This window comes from Sphingopyxis sp. BE235, assembly GCF_031457175.1.
Taxonomy (GTDB): Bacteria; Pseudomonadota; Alphaproteobacteria; order Sphingomonadales; family Sphingomonadaceae; genus Sphingopyxis.
Window position 1 is genome coordinate 243,152 of the sequence record NZ_JAVDWC010000004.1, and the last position, 23,755, is coordinate 266,906.

Sequence of the window (23,755 nt, forward strand, 5' to 3'; positions counted from 1 at the left end):
CACGCCGCCGGAAGGGATGCCGGATCAAGTCCGGGGTGACGGAACTGGAGCGACTGACTCATCTTGACAATCGACCCCGCTCGCGCGCTAATAGAACATATCAGGAACAAATGATGCGCGAGTCGTCTTCCCAACTCGCCGGGCTGCGGAAACGCATCGCCCGGCTGACCGCCAATGGCGGTTTCGAAAGCCGCCGGACCGGAGGCTGGCTGGCGAGCGGGCACGCGTCCTTCGACGCCGCGATCGGCGGCGGCCTGATGATTGGGCGCACCCATGAATTTTTCGCCGCCGATGCGCTCGACGCGACGAGCGCCGCCGCCTTCGCCGCGCTGATCGCGCTGCGTACCCCGGGCAAGGCGCCGCTGATCTGGCTGCGCACGAGCGATGCCGGCAAGCGCACGGGCCATATCTATGCACCCGGCATTGCCGAACTCGGCGGCGACCCCGACCGGCTGCTGCTCGTCGAGACCACCGATCCGAAGATGCTGCTCGCCTGCGCGAACGATGCGATCCGCTGTGCGGGATCGGCGGCGGTGATTGTCGAAAGCTGGGGCAAATTCCCTTTGCTCGACCTCACCGCGGGGCGCCGCCTCGCGCTCGGCGCGCGCGATGCGGGGACGATCTTGCTGATGCTCCGGCTCAATGCCGCGCCGGCGCCGAGCGTCGCCGAGACGCGCTGGAGTGTCGCCGCCGCCGCCTCGCACGCGCTCGAAGCGAACGCCCCCGGCGCGCCCGCCTTCGACCTCGAATTGCTGCGCTGGCGCGGCGGCGCTGCGCCCGCCCGCTGGCGACTGGACTGGAACCATGACGAAAAAGCTTTTGGGCCAAATGCCGACGAAGCGGCGCTATCTGGCGCTCTTCTTCCCCTTCCTGCCCGCCGAGCGATGGCTTCGCACGGCGCCGCGGCCGCCTGACGCGCCGCTCGTTTTCGCCGAGAAGCAGCGCGGCGCGATGCGCCTCGCCAGCGTCGATGCCGCGGCGCTCGCCGTCGGGCTGCGCCCCGGCATGCCGCTCGCCGATGCGCGCGCGCAGATCGGCGAACTCGCGGTCGTTCCGCACGACCCCGTGCTCGACCAGGACTGGCTCGACCGGCTCGCGCAGGGCTGCGCGCGCTACTCGCCGCTCGTCTCGCTCGACGCACCCGACGGGCTGATCCTCGACATCGCGGGCGCCGAACATCTGTACGGCGGTGAGGCGGAGCTCGTGCGCGATGCCGAGAGACGCCTCGCGCGGCTCGGCATGACCTTGCGCCACGCGCTCGGTCCGACCGCCGATGCCGCGCGCGCACTCGCGCGCTACCAGACGCGTCCCGCCCCCGACGAAGCGCAAGCGATCCGCCGTTTGCCCGTCGCCGCGCTCGAACTCGAAGCCGAAGCGACCACCGCGCTGGTCCGCGCAGGGCTCAAGACGATCGGCGACCTCGCGAGCCGCCCGATGGCGAATATCGCCGCGCGCTTCGGCGCCGACGCCGCGATGGCACTGCGCCGCCTGCTCGGCGATGCGCCCAGCCCGCTCGCCCCGCGAATCGCCCTGCCCCCCGTGGTCACCGAACGCCGCTTCGCCGAGCCGCTCGGCAGCACGGCGCACGCCACCAAAGTGCTAGCCGAGCTCACCGGCGAAGCGATCGAGGAGCTTGGCGAACGCGGCAAGGGCGGGCGCCATTTCCGCGCGACCTTCTTTCGCAGCGATGGCCTCGCGCGCAGCATAGCGATCGAAACCGGCCACCCGACGCGCGACACGGGGCTGGTGATGCGCCTGTTCGCCGAGCGTATGGACAGCCTCGCCGACCCGCTCGACCCCGGTTTCGGTTTCGACATGATCCGCCTCGCGGTGCCGCGGCTCGAGCGGTTGACCGCGACGCAGTTGAAGCTGGAGGGCGGCGCGGTCCGCACGGCGAACGAAGGCGCGGCGATGGACGAACTCGCCGACCGGCTGACGACGCGGCTCGGACGCGGGCGGGTGCGGCGACTGCGCCCTGCCGATACGCATATCCCCGAACAGGCGCAGCTCGAACTGCCCGCGGCCGACGCGCCGCTCCCGCTGGCCTGGCCCGCGCCCGAGGAAGGCGAGCCGCCGACGCGTCCCTTCCACCTCTTCGATCCGCCGCAGCCGATCGAGGTGATCGCCGAGGTGCCCGACGGCCCGCCGCACCATTTCCGCTGGCGCCGCGCGACGCACGCGATCCGCCGTTACGAAGGCCCCGAACGTATCGCCGCCGAATGGTGGCGCCGCCGCGACAATGGCGGGCTGACGCGCGACTATTACCGCGTCGAGGATGCGCAGGGCCGCCGCTTCTGGCTCTTTCGCCACGGCCTCTACGACGAAAAGCCCGACCCGCGCTGGTATATCCACGGGGTCTTCGCATGAGCGAGGCGCCCGAAACCGGTTTTGCCGAACTGGTCGCCGCGACCAATTACAGCTTTTTGCGCGGGGCATCGCATCCCGCCGAAATGGTTGCGGAGGCGATCAACCTCGGCATGAAAGGCATCGGTATCGCCGACCGCAACAGCGTCGCGGGGGTGGTGCGGGCGTGGGCGTTCCTGAAAGAACAACAGGTGAAGAAGCCCGAGATGGTGGAGGGCTTCCGGCTAGTGGTCGGAGCGAGGCTCGTCTTTGCCGACGGCACGCCTGATATCGTCGCTTATCCCGTCAGCCGCCACGGCTGGGGACGGTTGACGCGCCTTCTTTCGGTGGGAAATCTGCAAGCGCAGAAGGGCGACTGCATTCTCAGCCTCGAGGACTTGCTCGGCCATTGCGAAGATTTGCTGCTGATCGCGATGGAGGGCGACGAGGAACTGCTCCGCACCCTCAAACGCGCAAGGCCGAAATCGGTGTGGCTGGCCGCAACGATGCCGCAATCTGGCACGGATGCGCGCCGGCTGGCAAAACTGCAGCACCTATCGGCAGCGACGGGTGTCCCGCTGCTCGCGACCAACGACGCGCTCTACGCGACCATAGGGCAGCGCCCACTCCACGACATCATCTCCTGCATCCGCGAAGGAACGACGGTCCTGAAAGCGGGCAAGCTCCTCCGCGCCAATGGCGAACGCCATCTGAAGACGCCTGCTGAAATGAAGCGGTTGTTCGATGGTTATCCCAAAGCGATCGAGCAAAGCACGAAGCTGCTCGCGCGCATCCACTTCGATCTGGAAGACCTGCGCTACGAATATCCGCACGAACCGGTACCGTCGGGCTGGAAGCCATTTTCCTATCTTCACCATCTGGTGAAGACTGCGGCGGAGAGCCGTTATGGCACACCCCTGCCCCCCAAGGTCAGGAAGCTTGTCGGCAACGAACTCCGGCTGATTCGCAGGCGGGATTATGTTTATTATTTCCTGACGGTCTATGATCTCGTCCGCTTCGCGCGTGCGCAAAACCCGCCGATCCTGTGTCAGGGGCGCGGTTCGGCCGCCAATTCGATCGTCTGCTTCCTGCTCGGCGTCACCTCGGTCGATCCGATGAAGCACGACCTTCTCTTCTCGCGCTTCGTATCCGCCGAGCGCGACGAACCTCCCGACATCGATGTCGATTTCGAGCACGAACGGCGCGAGGAGGTGATCCAGCATATCTATGACCGCTATGGCCGCGACCGCGCGGCCATAGCTGCAACGGTGATCCACTATCGCCCGCGCAGCACGATCCGCGAGGTCGGAAAAGCGCTGGGGTTCAGCGAAGATGTCACCGCGCGCCTCGCAGACACGAGTTGGGGAAGCTGGGGCGACGAGGTGCCGGTCGAACGATTGGTCGAGGCGGGACTCAATCCGCACAATGGCGAGATCGAACGACTGCACCGCTTCGTCGGCGAGCTGCTGAAAGCCCCGCGTCACCTGTCGCAGCATGTCGGCGGATTCGTATTGACCGAAGGGCGGCTCGACGAGCTGGTGCCGATCCACAATGCCGCGATGGAGGATCGCACCTTCATCGAATGGGACAAGGATGACATCGACGCGCTGGGATTGATGAAGGTCGATGTGCTCGCCCTCGGCATGCTCACCTGCATCCGCAAATGCTTCGACCTGATGCGCGAACATGACCTCGGGAACCACACGCTGGAAGTCGACATCGATTGCGACGATCCCGAGGTGTACGGCATGCTGCAAAAGGGCGACAGCATCGGCGTGTTTCAGGTTGAAAGCCGGGCACAGATCAACATGCTGCCGCGGCTGCGCCCAGAGGTTTTCTATGATCTGGTCGTGCAGGTCGCGATCGTTCGCCCCGGCCCGATCGAGGGCGATATGGTCCACCCTTATTTACGCCGCCGCAACAAGGAAGAACCGGTCGAGTTTCCCGAGCCGTCGCCGCCACACCCGCCGGACGAATTGCATGACGTTCTGGGCAAAACCTTCGGCGTTCCCCTGTTTCAGGAACAGGCGATGAAGCTGGCCATGGTGGCAGCCGACTTCACCCCCGAAGAAGCGAACGGCCTGCGCCGCGCGATGGCGACCTTTCGCAACGTCGGGACGATCGAGAATTTCCGCGAGAAGATGATCGGCGGCATGGTCGCGCGGGGCTACAAGCAGGACTTCGCCGAGCGTTGTTTCAAGCAGATCGAGGGTTTCGGTAGCTACGGCTTTCCCGAAAGCCACGCCCAATCCTTTGCCCGGCTCGTCTATGTCTCGTCGTGGATCAAGCATTACCATCCCGCGGTCTTCGCGTGCGGCATTCTCAATTCGCAGCCGATGGGCTTCTATGCTCCCGCGCAGCTCGTGCGCGATGCGCAGGAGCATGGTGTCGAGGTGCGCGAGGTCGATGTGAACGACAGCCATTGGGATAACAGCCTTGAGCGGCGCGCCGACGGCAGCCTCGCGCTCCGGCTGGGTTTCCGGCAGGTTGACGGGTTTCGCGAGGAATGGGCGAACCAGATCGTCGAGGCACGAACCACATCCTTCGCCTCGGTCGAGGAACTCGCGCGCCGCGCGGGCCTGCCGCCGCGCGCGCTGCGCCTGCTCGCCGAAGCCGATGCGTGCCGGTCGATGGGACTCGAACGGCGGCCGGCGCTGTGGGACGCGCGGCGCGTCCGCCAGGGCGTGTTGCCGCTGTTCGGCGCGGCCGAAACCGACGAGCTCGGTGCCGAGGAGGATGCGGAGCTGCCGCCGACGCCGATGGTCGAGCATGTGCTCACCGATTATCAGACGACGCGGCTGTCGCTGAAGGGCCATCCGATGGCGTTCCTGCGCCGCGATTTCGCGCGTGAGGGCGTGCTGAGCGCGGCCGAGGTTATGGCGGCGAAGAACGGGTCGATCGTGCGCACCGCGGGGGTCGTGCTGATCCGCCAGCGGCCGGGCAAGGGCAATGCGATCTTCATCACGCTCGAGGATGAGGGCGGGATCGTCAACATCCTGCTCTGGGCGCGCCATTTCGAACGCTATCGCCGCGCCGTCATGGCGTCGCGGCTCATGCTCGCCGAGGGCGAGGTGCAGCGGAGCAAGGAGGGCGTGATCCACCTGATGGCGACGCGCATCGTCGATTGCACCGCGATGCTCGATACGCTGGGCAGCGACCGGCGTTTTGAACCCGACGTCTGCCGCGCCGACGAGGTCAAGCATCCGCAGCTGCCGCGGGGCTATGCGGCGAAGCATGGCCATCCGCGCGATGTCCGCATCCTGCCCAAGTCGCGGGATTTCCATTAGTTGCGGCCGACTGACGTCGGCAACGGCACCAGCCCGCTCCCCCTCCCGGCCTCCCCAACGATAGTAACCGAGGGAGGCCGGGAGGGGGAGCGGGCTGGTGCCGTCCCTGTTCGGCCATACCGAACAGACAAAAAAGAAGATGCCCCGGCTGTGGGGGCCGGGGCATCGGATCAGGCTATCTAAGGGACCAACCGAATATAGCCTGAAATTTATTTGCGAAGTTTAGCCGCGGAGCAGGTTCATCACGCCCTGCGAGCTCTGGTTCGCCTGGGCGAGCATCGCGGTCGAGGCCTGCGCCAGAATGCCGGCAGCCGCGAGGTTCGTCGATTCGACCGAGAAATCGGCGTCTTCGATGCGCGACTTGGCTTCGTCCAGATTGGTGACGCGCGACGTCAAATTATCGACAGCCGAGGTCAGGCGGTTCTGCTGCGCACCGAGATTGGCGCGTTCGCTGGCAACATTGTCGATCGCCGTGTCAAGCACTGCCAGCGCAGAGGTAGCCCCGGCCTGCGTAGCGACGGAGATCGCACCGACGCCGGTAAGCGCCGTGCCGGCCGTGCCGAGGTTCGCGATGGTGATGTTCACGACCTCGGTGTTATTGATGCCGGTCTGGATATTGAAACCGGTGGCGGCACTGCCGTCGAGCAGCTTGTTGCCGTTGAACGTGGTCTGACCGACGACGTCGCCGATCTGCGCGATCAGCGCGGTGACTTCCTTCTGCACCAGCACGCGGTCGGGATCGCTGAGCGTGCCGGTCGATGCCTGCATCGACAGGTCGCGCATACGGACGAGGATGTCCGAGATGCTGCCCGCGGCGCTGTCAGCGGTCTGGGCGAGCGAAATGCCGTCGTTGGCATTGCGGATGGCCTGCGTGAAACCGCGCGATGCGGCCTCCATGCGGGTTGCGATGGCGAGGCCGGCGGCGTCGTCCTTCGCGGCGTTGATGCGCTTGCCGCTCGACAGGCGTTCCATCGCCTGCGACTGCGCCTGGCTGGCGACGCGCGAGTTGTTCTGGGCGCGAAGCGCGCTCACATTGGTGTTGATGACAGTCATCTTTGTTCCTTTCCGGCCTCGATGGCCATTCCCGTGATGTGAGGGCTCGAGGAGCGGTCACGAAAGCAGTAACGGCGGGCGTCGGCGGCGCTTAAGCCCGCGTGTCAAAAAAATGCCGAAACGGCCTGACGGGCACCGGCAATCCAGATCAATATACTGAAAATAAGCCATTAATTTTTTTGGCACGCGCTTTGCATTGTTCTTTGCGTGCGGCACATCGCCGCCGTCAGGACGGATGAAAAAGCAATGAGCACGATTGACCCGAGCCGGCTGCTGCAGATGCGCAGTTCGATCCTCAATCAGAACCAGGCGCTGCAGCGCGCCGCGGGCCGCGGCGGGATCGGCGCGGCCGAAGGCGGCGCCGGCGGCGCAGCGGGAGCCCCCGATTTCGGCGCGGCGATCAACAATGCGCTGCAACAGGTCAACGCGCAGCAGTCGAAGGCGAGCCAGATCACCGAAGCCTATGAGCGCGGCGACACGCACGACATCGTCAGCGTGATGATCGAGCGCCAGAAAGCCTCGCTCGGCTTCGAAACCACCCTGCAAGTCCGCAACAAGCTGCTGTCCGCATACCGCGACATCATGAACATGCCGGTGTAATCCATGGCCGAGACCCAGATCCTTACCCCCGTCCCCAACTCTGTGAACGACGGTAACGCGAACCGCCTCCCCGCCCCCGTCCTGGGCGGCCGGCTCGCGCCGTTCACCCAGTTCATGCGCCAGCCGGCGGTGCAGCGCGCGCTGCCCGCGATCGCGATGACGTCGGCGATCGGCATCGCCGCGCTCGCCTATTTCACGATGCAGGCGGCGCCGCAGGCGCAGCTGTTCGCCGGGCTCGACGACACCGACAAGGCGGCGGTCGCCGACGCGCTGCAGACGCAGGGGATCGGCCACAGCATCGACCCGACCACGGGCGCTCTGACCGTCGACGCCGACAAGCTGCATCAGGCGCGCATCGCACTCGCGGGGCAAGGCCTGCCCAAGGCGGCGCCGAGCGGCGACAGCCTGATCGCCGCGCTGCCCATGGGGTCGAGCCGCGCGATCGAGGGTGAAGCGCTGCGCTCGGCGCGCGAGGCCGATCTGTCGCGCACGATCGAGACGATCGACGCGGTCAAGAGCGCGCGCGTCCATGTCGCCGCCGCCGAACCCAGCCTGTTCGTCCGCGAAGACAAGCCCGCCACCGCATCGGTAATGCTGACGCTGCAGAACGGCCGTTCGCTGAGCGACGGTCAGGTGCAGGCCATCCGTTTCCTTGTCGCCTCGTCGATCCCCGGCATGAACGCCGATCAGGTGTCGGTGATCGATCAGCGCGGCGCTTTGCTCTCCGACACCGCATCGGGCAGCGACATGAAGGCGTTCCAGCTGCAGCTGCAGGTCGAAGACCGCTTCCGCCGCGCGCTCGACACCTTGCTCGGCCCGATGCTCGGCGCCGGCAATTATAGCGTCGAAGTCCACGCCGACGTCGACATGTCCGAAAGCCAGGCGACGCGCGAAAGCTTCCCCGAGAACGACCGCGCGCTGACCAGCGAGCAGATCACGCGCTCGACCAGCGGCACGAGCGCCCCCGCGGTCGGCATCCCCGGCGCGCTGTCGAACCAGCCGCCGCAGGCGACGACGGTCACCGCGACCGGCCCGCAGCCGGTCCCGCCCGGCGCCCCGGCGCCCGGCACCGAAAGCAACGAAAACGCCGCGCGCGCTTATGAAGTCGGCCGCGAGATTTCGGTGACGCACTCGCCGCAGGGCAAGCTGCGCCGCGTCTCGGTCGCGGTCGCGCTCAATCAGGGCAAGAAGGCGCTGACGCAGGCCGATCTCACCAAGATCGACAATCTGGTGAAGGGCGCGATCGGTTATGATGCGACGCGCGGCGATCTGGTCGCGATCAACCAGCGTCCGTTCGTACAGGTCGAAGACACCGCGCCCGCCTTTTACGACCAGGGCTGGTTCCTGCCGCTGATCAAGCAGGTCGGCGCGATCGTCGCCGCGCTGCTCGCCTTCCTGTTCATCGGCCGCCCGATGATCCGCGCCGCCAAGGAACGCGCCGCGAAGCGCATCGCGCAGAATCAGGAACTCGAAGCATCGCTGCTCGCCGCCACCGACCGCCCGGCACTCGCCAGCGGTCAGGGCGGCCGCGAAATCACCCTCGAGATGATCGAACAGGCGCCGAGCTATGAAGCGCGCGCCAACCTCGTCCGCGCCTTCGTCCGCCAGGATTCGGCGCGCGCCGCGCTCGTCGTCCGCCACCTGATGCAGGAGGGCGCCCGTGCCTGAAGTCGCCGAACTCGATAACGCACCCGCCATGCCCGCGATCGAAGGATCGGCCGCCGCCGCGATCCTGCTGATGCTGCTCGACGAAAGCGAAGCCGCGACGATCCTGAAACAGCTGGGCCCCGAAGAGGTCCGCCAGCTGGCGAAAGCGATGTTCGACACCGCCAACGCCAGCGAACAGCAGATCGGCCAGGCACTCGACCGCTTCGTGACGCGCAGCCGCGATGTCAGCGCGCTGGCGATCGGCGCCGACACGCGCATCCGCACCGTGATCAACGAAGCCGTCGGCAATGTCCGCGCCGACAATATCCTCGCCGCCGTCGCGCCGCAGCGGAGCGCCGCGTCGCTCGAAATGCTGCGCTGGATGGACGTCGACGCGATCAGCGGGCTGCTCGCCAGCGAGCATCCGCAGGTCGGCGCGCTGATCCTCTCGGTGCTCGTCCCCGATGTCGCCGCGCGCGCGATCGAAACGCTCGACGAAGTGCTGCAGGCCGACCTGGTGCTGCGCGCCGCGATGCTGACCTCGGTGCCCGCCGCGGCGATCGAGGATCTCGAAGCGGTGCTCGCGAGCGCCAACGTCGATGGCCAGCGCGTCGCCAAACAGACGATCGGCGGCCCGAGCGACGTCGCCAAGATCATGAAGAAGATGCCGAAGCAGCTGTCGGAGCGCACGCTTCGTTCGCTGAAGAAGCACGACCGCGTGCTCGCCCAGACGATCGAGGAAGAGATGTTCATCTTCGAAAACCTGCGCGACCTCGACAAGAAGAGCCTCAGCGCCGTGTTGCGCTCGGTCGATGCCGCCCAGCTCGCGATCGCGCTCAAGGGCGCCGACGACGAGATGGTCGACATGTGCCTTGCCACCATGTCGCAGCGCGCCGCCGAAACGATCCGCGACGAGATGACCGAAATGACGATGGTCAAGCGTGCCGACGTCGACGATGCGCAAAAGAGCGTGATGCAGATCGTCCGCCAGATGGCCGCATCGGGCGAAATCATGATCGCGGGCGGAGGCGACGATTATGTCTGATCGCACCGCCCAGGCCGGTTTCGCAGCCGTCTCGCTCACCGAGGCGATGGCACGCGGCAGCGGCTTCCGCCCGATGTCCTTCGCGCCCGCAACCTACACGGCGCAGGCGACCGAACAGGAAAGCATCGACGAACTCGACCTCGAAGATCCCTTCGCGCTCGGCCTCGCCGAAGGCCAGCGTCTTGCCGAAGCGGCCTTTGTTGCCGAGCGTCACCAGCTGCTCGCATTGCTTGCCGGCGCCGAAGCGCTGCAGGACGAGCCGAGCGAAGAACTCGCGCAGCTGATCGCCGAAACGGTCGAACGGCTGGTGCGCCAGATCGTCGCCGCCGCGCCGATCGACGCTGAATGGCTGCAGGCGCAGGCCGAGACCGCCGCGTCGATGGTCGCCGACGCCGACAAGGCACGCACGCTTTGGGTTCATCCCGAAGACGCCGTGCTACTCGCCGACGCTCCGTTGACGCTGGCGATCGAGAGCGATCCCGCGATGGTGCGCGGCACCGTCCGCCTCGAAACCTCAACCGGCTGGATCGAACATGGCCGCGCCGTCTATCTCGACGAACTGCGCACCGCGCTCGGTACGGAACACGCCGCGTGACCCGCCGCCTCGCCATGAGCGCGCAGCAGCTGCTCGACCCCGTCGACCTCGCGGGCGCCAGCCCGCGCCGCATCGGCACGCTCGTCGCGCACGAGGGGATCATGCTCGAAGTCTCCGGCTTCCCCCAGCCGCTGGGCAGCAACGTCCGCATCAAGTCGGCCGACAATGACTATGTCTATGGCGAGGTCGTGGGTTTTCGTGGCCACCGCAGCCTTGTCCTGCCCTTCGACATGAACAAGCCGCTGGTCACTGGCGCGCCGGTCGAACCGCATGGCGCCAGCTCGATGGTTCCCGTCGGCAAGACGCTGCTCGGCCGCATCATGGACGCGCAGGGCAACCCGCTCGACGGCCGCCCCGCGATCCAGTCGCAGTTCCAGTGGCCGCTCGCCGGCCGCAAGGTCAACCCGCTGCGCCGCGGCCGTGTGACCAGGCCGCTCAACATGGGCGTGCGCGCGATCAACGGCCTGCTCACCGTCGGCGAAGGCCAGCGCGTCGCGATCATCGCGGGCTCGGGCGTCGGCAAGTCGGTGCTGATGGGCCAGATGATCGCCGGCACCGAATGCGACGTCATCGTCGTCGGGCTGATCGGCGAGCGCAGCCGCGAAGTCAGCGACTTCGTCGAAACCAAGCTGCCCCCCGAAGTGCGCAAGAAATCGGTCGTCGTCGCGGTTCCCGCCGACCATCCGCCCCTCCTCCGCCTGCGCGCCGCGATGCGCGCGACCGCGATCGCCGAAGCGTTCCGCGCCGAGGGCAAGAAGGTGCTGCTGCTGATCGACAGCCTGACCCGCGTCGCGCATGCGCAGCGCGAGATCGGGCTGACCTTGGGCGAGCCCCCGACGATGAAGGGGTATCCCCCGTCGGTCTTCGCGCTCATTCCCTCGCTGTGCGAGCGCGCCGGCATCGACCGCGAAACCGGCGGATCGATCACCGCGCTTTACACCGTGCTCGCCGATGGCGGCGACATCGACGATCCCGTCGTCGACAGCGCGCGCGCGATCGTCGACGGTCATATCATCCTGTCGCGCCAGCTCGCCGAACAGGGCGTCTATCCGGCGATCGACGTCGCACGCTCGCTGTCGCGCACGATGGTCGATTCGGTCGATCCCGAACATGCCGCCGCCGCCGCGCGCTTCCGCCAGCTCTGGTCGCTCTATGAAGAGAATCGCGATCTGATGCTGATGGGCGCTTACGTCGCCGGCGCCGATCCGGTGCTCGACACCGCCATCGCGCGCCACGCCGACCAGCTCGCCTATGTTTCGCAGCCTGCCAAGGCGCAGGTCGATTTCGACATTTCCCGCCAAGCCCTGATTGAAGGATATTCCGCATGAACGCCCGTACCGCACGCCGCAAACGTATCATTCGCGTGCGCTCCGTCGAACATCAGCAGGCGGAGGCCAATCTGGCGCGCGCCAATGGCGAACTGGCGAACCTCGTCGAACTCGCGAAGCGGCTCGAAACGCTGCGCGTCGACCTCGCGATGGCGAAGGGTGCGGTTGCCGGCCGCGCGCTCAACACGATCGGCGAACTCGCGATGCGGCTCGACATCGCGCAGGAAAGCCTGACCGCGCCGCTGAGCAATGCCAGCGAGCGCCGCGACCAGGCCGGCGCGCTGGCGCAGAACGCGATGGTCAGGGAAGAATCGGCGGTCCGCCTGTACGAACGCAGCCGGAAAGCGGCGCAGGTCGAACAGGAACGCCGCGACGACGCCAACCGCCCGCACCGCCCGCGCACGGGCATGCGCCTGCGGCTGATCGAAGGCGGCGCGGCATGATGAGCGCCCCCTCTCTCCCCACCATCCAGGGCGCGATGCCCGCGGGCTTCGCAACCTTCCTCGCCAACATCGGGCAGCTGCCCGAGGGTGGCGGCGAAGGCGGTTTCGACCAGCTGCTCGCCGCCGCGCCAGTCGCCGTCGCGCCGATCGCGAATGCTGCCGCGGCGACGATCAAGATCGATCCCGCACCGGCCGTCGATGTCGCGGCCCCGCAGGTCGAAGCCCCCGTCGAACCGGACGCCACCGCCGAAACCCCCGCGGTGAAGGCCGAGCCAGCCAAGGCCGATCCCGCGGCGCTGGCCGCGAACTTGCTGATCGCGCTGAACGGCAGCATCCCCGGCGCCGCGCCCGCACAGACGTCGGGCAAGTCGGTTGCGGCCAAGCCCGAAGCGGATGCCGCATCGCCCGACACGGCGGCGACCGGAGAGTCCGTGGCGGCTGCGCCGGTCACGAATTGGGCCGCGATCGTAGCGGCCGCAATCCCCGCCGCCGCAACCCCTGCCGCCGCAAAACCCGCGAAGCCGGCGGAAGCCGCGGCGGCTCCGGCCGACACCAGCGCCCCCGCGCTTCCCGTTGCCGCGCGCCCGCGCGATGCCGCGATGCCGATCCTCCCCGGAGCCGAGCCACCCGTCGCCAAGCCCGTCGAAGCGGCGCCGTCGATGACGATCCTCTTCGCGCAGCCCGCCGCACAGAGTGCCGCGACGCTCGCCGAAGCAGCCGCGCCCGCGGTGATCGCCGAACGCGTGCTCGATATGGAAAGCGACGGCGCGTGGATCGACCAGCTCGCGCGCGACATCGCCGCGACCAAGTCGGACAGCGGCGACATCAGCTTTCGCCTGATGCCGAAGCATCTCGGCCGCCTCGACGTCGCGATGCAGATGGGCGACGAGGGCGTGTCGCTGAAAATGGACACGCGTCACGAAGCGACCGCAACGATCGTTACCGCCGCACAGGGCCGCCTCGTCGAAGAATTGCGCCAGCAGGGCGTGCGCGTCGCCGGCGCCGAAGTGACCTGCACGCCGGGCGAGACCGGACGCCAGTCGCAAAGCCAGGGCCAGGGTCAGGGCCGCACCGCCGCGCCCGACACCTCGCACCTCATCGAAACCGCCACCGAACGCGCCGAGCCGCGTGACGAAGACCGCGCCGCCGACCGCCGCGGCCGCTTTGCCTGATCAGAAAGGGTCCCATCATGGCCAAGGATAATATCGAAGGCGCCCCCAAGAAGAAGGGCTCGTTCAAGAAGCTGCTGTTCATCGGCGTCGCCGCGATCGCACTGATCGGCGCGGGCGCGGGTGCGGGCATCTATTTCGGCGCGCTGCAGGCGCATGAGGCGAAGCCCGAGGATCATTTCCCCAAGCTGGTCGAACGCAGCGAAGGCGAGCCCGAGCCGGCCGCCGAGGGCGACGACAAGGAAGCGCCGCCGAAGGTCGGCACGGTGTCGGTCCCGAACGACAAGTTCAAGGTCGATCCCAAGAAGTATGAGATCACCTATTACCCGATCGCCGACAGCTTCACGACGAACCTCGCCGACGGATCGGGCTTCCTGCAGGTCGGTATCAGCCTTTCGACCTTCTACGACGGCAAGGTTATCAATAATATCAAACGGCAGGCTGTTCCGATCCGTTCGGTCGTGCTTATGGTGCTCGCCGAACAGGATCCGGCGTTGCTTTCCACATCCCAGGGGAAACAGCGGCTGCAGCGTCAGCTGACGGCCGCGATCAACGATGTGTTGCGCGACAAGGAAGGTTTCGGGGGCATCGACAATGTTTATTTCACGAGCCTGGTGATTCAGTGACCACCAGCACGAAAACCGTCAAAGCCGTGAAGGCACCGGCCGCACCTGCACCAGCAGCCCAGGCCGCGCCTGCGGATACCAGGGAATCCCTGCTGCTGCGCCGGGCGGCGGACGGCTATGCCTTCCCCGCGCTCGAAGGCGTGGCGAACCAGTTTGCGCGCAGCTTGCGCGACCTGATCCGTGCGCTCGGCGCGCCGGCGATCCAGATCGAACGGTCGGGCGCCGAGCAGGTCAGCTTTGCCGAGTGGAGCGCGTCCGCCGCGCCCGCTATTTTCTGGCGTTATCATGCGCCGCCGCTCAAGGGCCCGGTGATGCTCGCGGGGTCGCGCTCGCTGCTGCTCCAGCTTGTCGACATCTTCTATGGCGGTCGCGGCCAGCTCGCCGCCGAGCGCGAGGAATTGACCGACGCCGAGGATCGCTTCGCGGCGCGCCTTGGCCGCGATATCGGGTTGCAGCTTGCCGCCGCATGGCGCGGCAAGCTCGCGATCGAACCCGAACTCGACTGCGTCACCGCCGATCCCGCCAAGCTCGCCGCGGTACGCGCCGACGATGAATTGTTCGTCCAGCGCTTCACGCTGCGCGGCGCCCCGTTCGAGGGGCGGACGATCATGTGCGCCTATCCGGTCGCCGCGCTGCGCGGAATCGCGGGTGATGAGCTGCTTCCCGAAACGCAGGTCAATGGCGCCAACCCGGTATGGGCCAGCGCGCTCGACAAGGCGCTGCGCGACGTGCGCATGCCCGTCCGTTCGGTGCTCGCACGCCCCGAGATCAGCCTCGTCAAACTGCTCGCGCTCGAGGTTGGCGACATCATTCCGCTCAATATGCCGCGCCATGTACCGGTGACCGTCGCCGGACGCAGCTTCGCGCTCGGCAGCATCGGCGAAGCTAATGGCAACGCCGCGATCATGATAGACCATATCGAAAAAGGACCCGACCATGACTGACATCAGCGACGCCCCGAAGGTGCGCGCCGACCGGCGCGACAAGAGCATCGCCGCCGCGCCCAATTTCGACCTGCTCGCCGGCGTTTCGCTGCGCGTGTCGGTCGAGGTCGGGTCGACCTCGATGACGCTCTCCGAGCTCCTCGCGATCGACGAAGGCAGCGTGATCGAACTCGACCGCGCCGCGACCGACCTGCTCGACATCTATGCAAACGGCACCCTCATCGCGAAGGGCGAGATCGTCAGCATCGATGGTCGTTACGGCATCCAGGTCGCCGAAGTCGTCGCGCCCGCGCGCGGGCTCGAAGGTTTCGAGCGGAGAGCCTGATGTTCGAATATATTCTCCGCCTGCTCATCCTGCTGCCGCTCGTCGGCGGCATGGCGTGGGGCAGCCTGTGGCTGTGGAAGCGCGTCCAGATGGGTGTTCCGCTCGTCGGCGGCGCCGCAAAGACGCGCGCCGTCGAAATGATCGACGTGCTGCCGCTCGGTCCCGGCTCGAAGCTCGCGGTGGTCGAATTTGCCGGGCAGCGCGTCCTGATCGCGGTGTCGCGCAACGGCATCACGCGGATCGCCGACGACAGCCAGGGCGATTTCCATGCGGACTGATCGCCGCTTCTGGCTGCGCGCCGCGGCGCTCGCCGGCGGTGCCGCCTTGCTGTGCGCCGCGCCCGCCGCCTGGGCGCAGGCCGCCGACGGCCTCAGCCGCGCAGTCGGCGAGATCGGCGGCGATGGCCGCCCCTTGAGCCTGTCACTCCAGATCCTCGTCCTGATGAGCCTGCTGACGGTGCTGCCGTCGCTGCTGCTGATGATGACCAGCTTCACGCGCATCATCATCGTGCTGTCGATCCTGCGCCATGCGCTGGGATTGCAACAGACGCCGCCGAACCAGGTGCTGGTCGGCTTGAGTTTGTTCCTCTCGCTATTCGTGATGGCGCCGGTGATCACCGAAGTGAACCGCGTCGCAATCGAACCTTATGGCCAGGAACAGATCGATATCGGCGAAGCGGTGTCGCGGTCGGGCGTCGCGCTCCACGGCTTCATGATGAAGCAGACGCGCAAGACCGACCTGATGATGTTCGCCAAGATCGCGAAAGCGCCAACCTATGCGAGCCCGAAGGACGTGCCCTTCTCGATCCTGCTGCCCGCCTTCGTCACCAGCGAGCTCAAGACCGCGTTCCAGATCGGCTTCCTGATCTTCTTGCCCTTCCTCGTCATCGACCTGATCGTCGCCTCGGCGCTGATGTCGCTTGGTATGATGATGTTGTCACCGACGATCATATCGATGCCCTTCAAGCTCTTGCTCTTCGTCCTCGTCGATGGCTGGGCGCTGACGATGGGATCGCTCGCCTCCTCTTTTGTGAGTTAGCGTAGTGGAGGCTGACTATTTCATCGGAGTCGCGCAGCAGTCGCTGTGGATTCTCGCGCTCGCGTCGGCGCCTTTGCTGCTGCCCGTGCTCGTCATCGGCGTGCTGCTCGGCATGGTGCAGGCGGCGACGTCGATCAACGAACAGACGCTGACCTTTGTGCCCAAGCTGATCGTCGCGGCGATCTGCCTTGCGATTTTCGGTGGCAGCATCCTCGTCCTGCTCACCGATTTCACCCGCGAAATCTTCGCGCAGATCCCGGCGTTGGTGCGCTAGGCGCACAATGAACCCCGCCGACATCCCGAATATCGAGGCGATGCTCCAGCTGTGGATGCTGGGGATGATCCGTCCCGGCGCCGCCTTCATCGCCGCGCCGGTGTTCGGCTCGTCGAGCGTACCGGTGCAGTTGCGGCTGGTGATCGCGCTCGCGGTCGGGGTGCCCGCGGTCGCGGCCTCGGGCATGACGTTGCCGCCTGAAGGGATCGTGTCGGTCCCGGGCTTTTTCCTCATCATCGGCGAGGTCGTGATCGGCCTCGCGATGGGATTCGTCCTCCAGATGGGTCTCGCCGCCGCCCTGCTCGCGGGCGAGGCGATCAGCAATGCGATGGGCCTCGGCTTCGCATCGATGGTCGATCCGCTGAGCGGCGCATCGAGTTCGGCGATCGGCCAGTTCCTGTCGATGATGGCCACAGCGCTGTTCCTCGCTGCCGACGGCCATCTTGTGCTGATCGGCATCATCGTCGACAGTTACAGCGCGCTGCCCCCCGGCAACGCCTTTCCGTCGTGGGACGCGATCGGAGGCATCATCCGTTTCGGCAGCCTGATGTTCGCCGCGGGGCTCACCATCGCGATGCCGGTCGGCTTCGTGCTGATCCTCGTCCAGATCATCATGGGCGTCATCGGCCGCTCGGCGCCGGCGCTCAACCTGTTCGCGGTCGGCATCCCCGCAACCTTGCTCGCCGGGATCGTCCTGCTCGGCGTCGCGACGCCGGCGATGGCCGAGGCGATCGCGCGCATCCTGTCCGACGCGCTCGACGCCGCGCGGATGGTCGCGGGAATCTAGGCAATGTCGGGCACGACCGAGAAGGACCAGAAAACCGAACAGCCGACGGCAAAGAAGCTGTCGGACTCGGCGCGCGAAGGCGATGTGCTGATGTCGCGCGAACTCGCGACGGCGCTGGCGATGCTTGCTGCCGCGGGCTGGATGGTCGCCGCAGGCGGCTGGTTTGTCCAGTCGGCGGGCGATCTCGTCCGCCGCGGGCTGACCTTGACCGCCGCCGACGTCGCCGATTTTGCGCCCGCCGAGGCGCTGATGCGCAACGGCGCCGAAATCCTGCTTCCGCTCGCGAGCCTGTTCGCGCTGACGCTCGGCGCCGCGGTCGCGGGACCGGCGATGCTCGGGTCGATAGGCTGGCGCGGCAAGGCGCTTCACTTCAAGGGCAACCGGATGAGCCCGATGGCCGGGCTCAAGCGCATGTTCGGGATGCAGGGCGTCACCGAACTCGGCAAGGCATTGGCGAAAGTGCTGTTGCTTGGCAGCATCGGTTACTGGCTCGTCCTGAACAGCCTGCCCGCGATCATGACGATGGCGTCGACCGACCTGATGGCCGCGATCGGATTGGCCGGAAAGGAAATCGGCCATGCGATGCTGGTGCTCGCCGGCGGGCTGGTCGTCATCGCGCTGATCGATGTGCCGGTGCAGTGGTTCACGCGCAACCAGCGGCTGATGATGAGCAAGCAGGAAGTGAAAGAAGAAATGCGCCAGTCCGACGGCGCCCCCGAACTCAAGCAGGCACAGCGCCAGCGCGCGCACGACATCTTGAGCGGATCGGCGCGCAAGGCGGTGTCCGACGCGACCGTCGTCCTCACCAACCCGACGCATTTCTCGGTCGCGCTGCGCTATCGCCCCGGGGTCGATGCGGCGCCCGTCGTTGTCGCGCGCGGCCGCGGCGACGTCGCGCTGTCGATCCGCGATCTGGCGCGCGGTGCCAATGTCCCGCTGCTCGAATATCCGGCGCTCACGCGCGCCATCTATTTCACCGCGCGCGCCGGCCGCGTGATCCCCGAAGAATTGTTCGTTGCGGTCGCCACGGTGCTCGCTTTCGTGTTCCAGCTCGAACGTGCGGCCGCCGAAGGCACGGCGCCGCCCGCGATCGACGTGCCGCCTTCGCATCGTTTCGATCCCGAAGGGCGCCGTCAGGCTTAAACTTGTCCGCGCGCCGCCGTTAAGGGGTTCGAAGGATATTTTGCCATGGTCAGTTCAATCGCCAACAGCCTCGGCTTCGGGTCGGGCCTCGACGTCAAACAGCTCGTCACCGACCTGTCGAACGCGTCGCGCGACCCGAAGATAAAGCGCATGAACTCGCTCAACCAGGCGAACCAGACGCGGATCAGCGCGCTGGCGCAGGCGCGATCGGACCTCGACGGCTTTGCCAATTCGCTGGGCCAGATGGTCAGCGACGGCACCTTGCGCAGCACGCCGACCGTTTCCGACGAAAGCGTGCTTAGCGCCACCAGCCGCGCCGGCCTGTCGGCCGACAGCTTCGCCGCGACCGTCGTCGTGACGCAGCTCGCGCGCGCGCAGACCAATTATTCCGCCGTCGTCGCCGACCGTACCGCCGCGATCGGCGCGGGCACGATGACGCTGACCGTCGGCGGCGTCGCCAAGACGATCACCATCGGCGCCACGAACAACAGCCTCGAGGGGCTGACCAATGCGATCAACGCGAGCGGCGCCGGCGTGACCGCGTCGATCATCGCCGATGAGGGCGGCCACCGCCTGATCGTCAAAGGTCCGACGGGCGAAGTCGGTGCCTTCACCCTCACCGCCGACGCCGGTGCCGACCCGGGCCTGACGGCCTTTTCGACCAGCGGCGGCATGACCGTGGGCCAGACCGCCACCAACGCCGAATTCACGATCGACGGCGTGGCCTTCAGTCGCGCGAACAACATCGTCGACGATGTGATTCCCGGCATGTCGCTCACGCTGAAAAAGGCGGCGCCCGGACAAGGCGTCGACATCGGTGCGAGCCGCCCGCTCGAGATGATCAAGCAGACCGTCGGCGATTTTGTTTCGGTCTATAACCAGCTCAAGAAAAGCCTTGTCGCGGCCTCCAGCATGTCGGGCGCGACGACCTCGCTCCGCGAGATCGAACGCGAACTTTCCGGCCTGGTCAACAAGGTGCTTTCAAGCCACGGCAGCATCAACAAGCTGTCCGACATCGGCATTTCGTCGACGAAGGACGGCCTGCTTTCGGTCGACAACGCCAAGCTCGACAAGATGCTCGCCAGCGACGCGGGCGCGGTCGAGGCGCTGTTCAATCCGCGGCGCGACGCGACGCACACCGAGATAAGCGATCCCGGGATCGCCTTTGCGCTCGACGCGATCCGCGACAAGGCGGTCGGCGTCAATGGCGCGATCGATCGCGTCTCGAAAACGCTCGACGCCAAAAAGGAAAATCTCATCGATCAGCTCGAGAAGATCGAGGAGCGCGAGAGCGCTTATAAGGCGCGGCTCGAGAAGCAATATGGCACGCTCGAAGCCAAGCTCGCGGCGTTCAAGGCGACGCAGACCTATCTCGAACAGCAAATCAAACTCTGGACGAACCAGGGTAACGACTAAGAACTAGGACTTGGGGACCGCCGCCGTGAACGCTACCGCCTCGACCGTCCGGGCGACCGGGCTTTATCGCCGATTGCAGCATGAAAGCCGCGCCGCCGCCGCCGACCCCGTCGAGCTGGTCACCATGCTCTATGACGAGCTGGAGACCGCCGTGGGCGTGCTGGGGGCGATGATCCGGCAGGGGCAGCGCGTGTCGGCGACCGAACCCGCGCACCGCGCGCGCGCGATCCTGATCGGTCTCGACGCGGGACTCGATCGCGACAAGGGCGGCGATGTCGCGACCGCGCTGTCGCGCGTCTATCGCAGCATGCGCCGCAAGCTCGACGATGCCGTGGCCGCGAATAGCGCCGAGGGTCTTGCCGAGCTGCTCGAAGGAATTTTGACGATCAGCGCGGCCTGGCGCCAGCTTCGATAGAGTTTTTCCACTGACGTGGAACGGCACCGGCCCGCTCCCCCACCGCCCGAAGACGACGCGAGGCGTCGAAGGGCGGTGGGGGAGCGGGCCGGTGCCGCATTCATTCAATCAAATGCCCGCTGGTTACCCGGCCGCCCATGGTGGGGACGGGCGGCCGGGTGGTGCGGGAGCGGACCAGAGCTCCCTTTTTCAGCGGGTGCTGAAACTTGTATCGCGGCCGAGTCAGGCGGCCTGCTGGTGAACCCCGTACTTGCGCATCTTTTCGATCAGCGTCGTGCGCTTCAGCGTCAGCAGGCGCGCCGCTTCGGAAATGATGCCGTCGGCAAGGTCGAGCGCGACGTAAATCTGTTCGAGTTCGATCGTTTCGATCTCGCGCTTGAGATCGATCGGGCGGCCCGGTGCCGGCGTCTTGGCATGCGGCGCGGCCGGAGCCGAGGCGACCTGATCTTCCGCGCTGGCTTGCGCCGCGACGGGGCTGCTGGGGACAGCCCGTCGCGGTGCAAGCGCTGCGGTGGGGTTCAAAAGCATGGCGACGTCGTCGAGACCGAGCGTCTCGCCGCCATGGAGAACGCTGGCGCGCTCCACGAAATTCCTGAGTTCACGGACATTGCCCGGCCATGCATGCTGCATCAGCAGCGTCATCGCCGCATCGTCGAAACGGCATTTGGCGTCGGCGGGCATCTGGCGCTGGAAGTGGCGGATGAGCGCCGGAATATCCTCGACGCGGTTGGCAAGGCTGGGGACCTGGAGCACAACCACGCCGAGCCGGAAGAACAGGTCTTCGCGGAATTTGCCATCGGCGATCGCGGCGCCGAGATCCTGGTGGGTAGCCGAAATGACGCGGACGTCGACGGCCTTCACGTCGCTGCTGCCGACGCGGACAATCGTCCGGTCTTCGAGCACGCGGAGCAGTTTGACCTGCATGTCGAAACGCATGTCGCCGATTTCGTCGAGGAAGAGCGTGCCGCCCTCGGTCGCTTCGAAATGGCCGATGCGGCGGGCATGGGCGCCGGTGAAGCTGCCCTTTTCATGCCCGAAGAGTTCGGATTCGATGAGTTCGCCGGGGATTGCGCCGCAATTGATGGCCGAAAAAGCCTTGCCGGCACGGGCGCCTTCGTCGTGAATGGCGCGGGCAACAAGTTCCTTGCCCGAGCCCGACGGGCCGCAGAGCATCACCGAGGCGTTCGAGCGCGCCACGCGGCGGATCATCTCGCGCAGCCGGCAGGTCGCCGGGCTCGTGCCGATGATCAGCGCTTCGAGCGCTGCATTGTTGTTCTGCCCCAGTGTCATTTCAGTCTCCACCGCACCGCCCGCTCGGTGCCCCCTTCGATGGACTCAGGAATTGACGAAATTGGTAAACGAAAGCTTATCAGCTGTTAGCTAACCCATTCAAAACAAAGAGATATTGCCAGATTGGAAGTAATTAACGCGCAATCTCGTTAACTATCTCCAATATGCTGCCAAATTGGCACTAATTGCCACGCGTCTAGCGCCAGCCCAGCGTGATCGAGATGCGGCGATTGCGCGGATCGAATCGGTCGGAGGGAACATAGGGCTCGCGATCGGCCACCCCTTCGATTCGCGAAAAGCGATTCGAGGCGATACCGCGGAACTCGAGATAGTGGCGCGTGACCTCCGCCCGGTCGACCGACAGACGCCAGTTGTTCGTCCCAGACTTCGCCGACCAGGGCGCGGCGTCGGTGTGGCCGCGGATCATCACCTTGTTCGTTACCGCCGCGACGGGCTTCGCGATTTCGCTGAACAGCCGCGCGCCGTCGGGGGTCAGCTGGCTGGTGCCGATCACGAACATCGAAAAATCCGCATCGTCGACGACGTCGATGCGCAGCCCTTCAAGCGTTTCGGTAAAGCGCAGGTTCGGCGCGAGACGCTTGAGGTCGCCCTTTGCCTGCAATTGATCCATCAGCGTCTGGGCGAGCTTCCTGAACTGCTGCTTGTCGCTCGCGCGCTCGCGCCCCGACGCTTCGCGCGGTCCGCCATCGGCGTCACGCGGGATCGTCATCGAGCGCGTGCCCGTCTGTGCCGCACCGTGCGGATATTTGTCGGCCGACACCAGCGAGTCGCCGCCGAACAGGCCGTTCGACCCCGCGGTGTCCTGTTTGCTCTGGACGATCGTCGGCGCGAAATAGTCGGCGAGCGCCTTGCGCTGCGCCTCGTTCGTCGCACCGAGCAGCCACATCAAAAGGAAGAAGGCCATCATCGCGGTGACGAAGTCCGCATAGGCGACCTTCCACGCGCCGCCGTGATGGCCGCCGTGCGCTTGCTGGATCACCTTCTTGACGATGATCGGCCGCGGCATGTTGGGACGCGCGGCCATCAGCGGCCCCGCATCCCGTCGAACACCTCGGCAAAGCTCGGCTGGTTATGATGGTCGACGCCCGACCGCGCGGCCTCGATCACCAGCGGCTGCGGATGACCGTGGAGCGACGCGATGATCAGCTGTTTCACCGTGTGATAGATGGCGGCGTCGCTTTCGATCACCGCCTTGGCGCGCGTCGCGAACGGACCGACGAGACCGTAGGCGAGGAGCACGCCGAGGAAGGTGCCGACGAGCGCCGAACCGATCATCGCGCCGAGGATCGCCGGCGGCTTGTCGATCGAGCCCATCGTCTTCACGACGCCGAGCACCGCGGCGACGATGCCGAGCGCGGGAAGCGCGTCGGCAAGGCTCTGCAGACCTTCGGCGGGCTTCATCGAATGATGATGGTGGCTTTTCAGCGCATTATCCATCACCTCTTCGACCGCGTGCGGATCGAGCGTGCCCGAAGACACGACGACGAGGCGCAGCGTGTCGCAGATCAGATGGACGAGCGTGTCGTCCTTCAAAAGCTTGGGATATTGCTGGAAGATCGTCGAGTTTTTCGGATCCTCGATGTGCGGCTCGACCGCAACCGGTCCTTCGGTGCGCATCATCTTCATCAGCGTCGAGACGAGCAGGATGCAGTCGAGATAATCCTGCTTCTTATACTTCGGTCCCTTGAACACCTTGGCGAGTCCGCCGCCGAGCGCCTTCAGATCGGCACCCGAATTGCCGATGATCAGCGAGCCGAGTGCCGCACCGCCGATGATCAGCATTTCGTGCGGCAGCGCGTGCATGACGGGACCCAGATTGCCGCCGGTCAGCGCGAAGCCCCCGAAGACCAGCAGGATCAGTACGACAATGCCGACAACGGGAAACATGTGCGAGCAAACTCCATTCGGACCCGGCTGTCGAAGCCGGCCCCCGCAAATTCAGGGACGTCTTGATGATTAACGGCAG

Annotated in this window: 24 protein-coding genes; 20 read left to right on the forward strand and 4 right to left on the reverse strand. The window is 66.3% G+C overall.

The features are described from left to right. The first annotated feature begins 110 nt into the window (after positions 1-110). Genes J2X38_RS17490 through J2X38_RS17500 form a run of 3 tightly spaced genes read left to right on the forward strand, consistent with a single transcriptional unit; the run spans position 111 to position 5,630 of the window. Positions 111-914: a hypothetical protein gene (locus J2X38_RS17490; protein WP_310255884.1), complete on the forward strand. Its 804-nt coding sequence runs from the start codon at positions 111-113 to the stop codon at positions 912-914. Continuing rightward, on the forward strand, positions 829-2,367 hold the full coding sequence (locus J2X38_RS17495) for a DNA polymerase Y family protein (protein WP_310255887.1): 1,539 nt from the start codon (positions 829-831) through the stop codon (positions 2,365-2,367). The genes J2X38_RS17490 and J2X38_RS17495 overlap by 86 nt, the downstream gene beginning before the upstream one ends. Next, the gene (locus J2X38_RS17500) at positions 2,364-5,630 is read left to right on the forward strand and encodes an error-prone DNA polymerase (RefSeq protein WP_310255889.1); all 3,267 of its coding nucleotides are present in this window, start codon (positions 2,364-2,366) and stop codon (positions 5,628-5,630) included. The genes J2X38_RS17495 and J2X38_RS17500 overlap by 4 nt, the downstream gene beginning before the upstream one ends. 222 nt (positions 5,631-5,852) lie before the next feature. Here J2X38_RS17500 and J2X38_RS17505 read toward each other — a convergent pair whose 3' ends face one another. Then, entirely contained in the window at positions 5,853-6,683 is an 831-nt protein-coding gene (locus J2X38_RS17505; RefSeq protein WP_058539364.1) for a flagellin, read from the reverse strand. A gap of 246 nt (positions 6,684-6,929) precedes the next feature. Between J2X38_RS17505 and fliE the strand changes: the two genes are divergently transcribed. The 17 genes from fliE to fliS are packed head-to-tail and all read left to right on the forward strand — an operon-like array spanning position 6,930 to position 20,478. Beyond that, positions 6,930-7,283 carry a flagellar hook-basal body complex protein FliE gene (gene fliE / locus J2X38_RS17510; protein ID WP_310255892.1) on the forward strand — a complete coding sequence of 118 codons (354 nt, stop codon included), beginning with the start codon at positions 6,930-6,932 and terminating at the stop codon, positions 7,281-7,283. 3 nt (positions 7,284-7,286) lie between these two features. Further along, entirely contained in the window at positions 7,287-8,951 is a 1,665-nt protein-coding gene (fliF, locus tag J2X38_RS17515) for a flagellar basal-body MS-ring/collar protein FliF (RefSeq protein ID WP_310255894.1), read from the forward strand. Continuing rightward, positions 8,944-9,975, forward strand: a complete 1,032-nt coding sequence (gene fliG, locus J2X38_RS17520) for a flagellar motor switch protein FliG (RefSeq protein ID WP_310255896.1) — start codon at positions 8,944-8,946, stop codon at positions 9,973-9,975. The genes fliF and fliG overlap by 8 nt, the downstream gene beginning before the upstream one ends. Next, a complete protein-coding gene (locus tag J2X38_RS17525) occupies positions 9,968-10,570 on the forward strand; it encodes a FliH/SctL family protein (protein WP_310255898.1) in 603 nt (200 codons plus the stop codon). Before fliG ends, J2X38_RS17525 begins: the two co-directional genes overlap by 8 nt. Next, positions 10,567-11,898, forward strand: a complete 1,332-nt coding sequence (locus J2X38_RS17530) for a FliI/YscN family ATPase (protein WP_405053469.1) — start codon at positions 10,567-10,569, stop codon at positions 11,896-11,898. Before J2X38_RS17525 ends, J2X38_RS17530 begins: the two co-directional genes overlap by 4 nt. Then, positions 11,895-12,341 carry a hypothetical protein gene (locus tag J2X38_RS17535; RefSeq protein ID WP_058539358.1) on the forward strand — a complete coding sequence of 149 codons (447 nt, stop codon included), beginning with the start codon at positions 11,895-11,897 and terminating at the stop codon, positions 12,339-12,341. The genes J2X38_RS17530 and J2X38_RS17535 overlap by 4 nt, the downstream gene beginning before the upstream one ends. Then, entirely contained in the window at positions 12,338-13,513 is a 1,176-nt protein-coding gene (locus J2X38_RS17540) for a flagellar hook-length control protein FliK (RefSeq protein ID WP_310255901.1), read from the forward strand. The genes J2X38_RS17535 and J2X38_RS17540 overlap by 4 nt, the downstream gene beginning before the upstream one ends. 17 nt (positions 13,514-13,530) lie before the next feature. After that, entirely contained in the window at positions 13,531-14,136 is a 606-nt protein-coding gene (fliL, locus tag J2X38_RS17545; RefSeq protein WP_058539356.1) for a flagellar basal body-associated protein FliL, read from the forward strand. Further along, the gene (locus J2X38_RS17550) at positions 14,133-15,080 is read left to right on the forward strand and encodes a FliM/FliN family flagellar motor switch protein (RefSeq protein WP_310255902.1); all 948 of its coding nucleotides are present in this window, start codon (positions 14,133-14,135) and stop codon (positions 15,078-15,080) included. Before fliL ends, J2X38_RS17550 begins: the two co-directional genes overlap by 4 nt. After that, complete coding sequence (fliN, locus tag J2X38_RS17555; RefSeq protein WP_310255903.1) at positions 15,073-15,405, forward strand: flagellar motor switch protein FliN; 333 nt, start codon at positions 15,073-15,075, stop codon at positions 15,403-15,405. Before J2X38_RS17550 ends, fliN begins: the two co-directional genes overlap by 8 nt. Next, positions 15,405-15,683 carry a flagellar biosynthetic protein FliO gene (locus tag J2X38_RS17560; protein ID WP_310255904.1) on the forward strand — a complete coding sequence of 93 codons (279 nt, stop codon included), beginning with the start codon at positions 15,405-15,407 and terminating at the stop codon, positions 15,681-15,683. The genes fliN and J2X38_RS17560 overlap by 1 nt, the downstream gene beginning before the upstream one ends. Beyond that, positions 15,673-16,443: a flagellar type III secretion system pore protein FliP gene (gene fliP, locus J2X38_RS17565; RefSeq protein ID WP_310255905.1), complete on the forward strand. Its 771-nt coding sequence runs from the start codon at positions 15,673-15,675 to the stop codon at positions 16,441-16,443. Before J2X38_RS17560 ends, fliP begins: the two co-directional genes overlap by 11 nt. A 4-nt stretch (positions 16,444-16,447) precedes the next feature. Next, positions 16,448-16,717 (forward strand): flagellar biosynthetic protein FliQ, encoded by a 270-nt coding sequence (locus tag J2X38_RS17570; RefSeq protein WP_037512577.1) that lies wholly within the window; start codon positions 16,448-16,450, stop codon positions 16,715-16,717. A gap of 7 nt (positions 16,718-16,724) precedes the next feature. Continuing rightward, on the forward strand, positions 16,725-17,504 hold the full coding sequence (fliR, locus tag J2X38_RS17575; RefSeq protein WP_310255908.1) for a flagellar biosynthetic protein FliR: 780 nt from the start codon (positions 16,725-16,727) through the stop codon (positions 17,502-17,504). 3 nt (positions 17,505-17,507) lie between these two features. Beyond that, positions 17,508-18,647, forward strand: a complete 1,140-nt coding sequence (locus J2X38_RS17580; RefSeq protein WP_310255910.1) for a flagellar type III secretion system protein FlhB — start codon at positions 17,508-17,510, stop codon at positions 18,645-18,647. 45 nt (positions 18,648-18,692) lie between these two features. Next, on the forward strand, positions 18,693-20,063 hold the full coding sequence (gene fliD / locus J2X38_RS17585) for a flagellar filament capping protein FliD (protein WP_310255912.1): 1,371 nt from the start codon (positions 18,693-18,695) through the stop codon (positions 20,061-20,063). Between the two features lie 25 nt (positions 20,064-20,088). Continuing rightward, positions 20,089-20,478 (forward strand): flagellar export chaperone FliS, encoded by a 390-nt coding sequence (fliS, locus tag J2X38_RS17590; protein WP_058539400.1) that lies wholly within the window; start codon positions 20,089-20,091, stop codon positions 20,476-20,478. A gap of 222 nt (positions 20,479-20,700) precedes the next feature. On the opposite strand, the gene J2X38_RS17595 is transcribed toward fliS, so the two are convergent. The 3 genes from J2X38_RS17595 to motA all read right to left on the reverse strand — a co-directional run bounded on the left by J2X38_RS17595 (position 20,701) and on the right by motA (position 23,676). After that, positions 20,701-21,768 (reverse strand): sigma-54-dependent Fis family transcriptional regulator, encoded by a 1,068-nt coding sequence (locus J2X38_RS17595; protein WP_058539348.1) that lies wholly within the window; start codon positions 21,766-21,768, stop codon positions 20,701-20,703. A gap of 196 nt (positions 21,769-21,964) precedes the next feature. Then, a complete protein-coding gene (locus J2X38_RS17600; protein WP_310255915.1) occupies positions 21,965-22,813 on the reverse strand; it encodes a flagellar motor protein MotB in 849 nt (282 codons plus the stop codon). Continuing rightward, positions 22,813-23,676 carry a flagellar motor stator protein MotA gene (gene motA, locus J2X38_RS17605; RefSeq protein ID WP_058539346.1) on the reverse strand — a complete coding sequence of 288 codons (864 nt, stop codon included), beginning with the start codon at positions 23,674-23,676 and terminating at the stop codon, positions 22,813-22,815. The genes J2X38_RS17600 and motA overlap by 1 nt, the downstream gene beginning before the upstream one ends. Positions 23,677-23,755: the final 79 nt, after the last annotated feature.

What these genes read in the sequence shown, in the direction of transcription:
- J2X38_RS17490 (WP_310255884.1), top strand. Translation starts at nt 111, where the DNA reads ATGATGCGCGAGTCGTCTTCCCAACTCGCCGGGCTGCGGAAACGCATC.
- J2X38_RS17495 (WP_310255887.1), top strand. Translation starts at nt 829, where the DNA reads ATGCCGACGAAGCGGCGCTATCTGGCGCTCTTCTTCCCCTTCCTGCCC.
- J2X38_RS17500 (WP_310255889.1), top strand. Translation starts at nt 2,364, where the DNA reads ATGAGCGAGGCGCCCGAAACCGGTTTTGCCGAACTGGTCGCCGCGACC.
- J2X38_RS17505 (WP_058539364.1), bottom strand. Translation starts at nt 6,683, where the DNA reads ATGACTGTCATCAACACCAATGTGAGCGCGCTTCGCGCCCAGAACAAC.
- fliE (WP_310255892.1), top strand. Translation starts at nt 6,930, where the DNA reads ATGAGCACGATTGACCCGAGCCGGCTGCTGCAGATGCGCAGTTCGATC.
- fliF (WP_310255894.1), top strand. Translation starts at nt 7,287, where the DNA reads ATGGCCGAGACCCAGATCCTTACCCCCGTCCCCAACTCTGTGAACGAC.
- J2X38_RS17525 (WP_310255898.1), top strand. Translation starts at nt 9,968, where the DNA reads ATGTCTGATCGCACCGCCCAGGCCGGTTTCGCAGCCGTCTCGCTCACC.
- J2X38_RS17535 (WP_058539358.1), top strand. Translation starts at nt 11,895, where the DNA reads ATGAACGCCCGTACCGCACGCCGCAAACGTATCATTCGCGTGCGCTCC.
- J2X38_RS17540 (WP_310255901.1), top strand. Translation starts at nt 12,338, where the DNA reads ATGATGAGCGCCCCCTCTCTCCCCACCATCCAGGGCGCGATGCCCGCG.
- fliL (WP_058539356.1), top strand. Translation starts at nt 13,531, where the DNA reads ATGGCCAAGGATAATATCGAAGGCGCCCCCAAGAAGAAGGGCTCGTTC.
- fliN (WP_310255903.1), top strand. Translation starts at nt 15,073, where the DNA reads ATGACTGACATCAGCGACGCCCCGAAGGTGCGCGCCGACCGGCGCGAC.
- J2X38_RS17560 (WP_310255904.1), top strand. Translation starts at nt 15,405, where the DNA reads ATGTTCGAATATATTCTCCGCCTGCTCATCCTGCTGCCGCTCGTCGGC.
- fliP (WP_310255905.1), top strand. Translation starts at nt 15,673, where the DNA reads ATGCGGACTGATCGCCGCTTCTGGCTGCGCGCCGCGGCGCTCGCCGGC.
- fliR (WP_310255908.1), top strand. Translation starts at nt 16,725, where the DNA reads ATGAACCCCGCCGACATCCCGAATATCGAGGCGATGCTCCAGCTGTGG.
- J2X38_RS17580 (WP_310255910.1), top strand. Translation starts at nt 17,508, where the DNA reads ATGTCGGGCACGACCGAGAAGGACCAGAAAACCGAACAGCCGACGGCA.
- fliD (WP_310255912.1), top strand. Translation starts at nt 18,693, where the DNA reads ATGGTCAGTTCAATCGCCAACAGCCTCGGCTTCGGGTCGGGCCTCGAC.
- J2X38_RS17595 (WP_058539348.1), bottom strand. Translation starts at nt 21,768, where the DNA reads ATGACACTGGGGCAGAACAACAATGCAGCGCTCGAAGCGCTGATCATC.
- J2X38_RS17600 (WP_310255915.1), bottom strand. Translation starts at nt 22,813, where the DNA reads ATGGCCGCGCGTCCCAACATGCCGCGGCCGATCATCGTCAAGAAGGTG.
- motA (WP_058539346.1), bottom strand. Translation starts at nt 23,676, where the DNA reads ATGTTTCCCGTTGTCGGCATTGTCGTACTGATCCTGCTGGTCTTCGGG.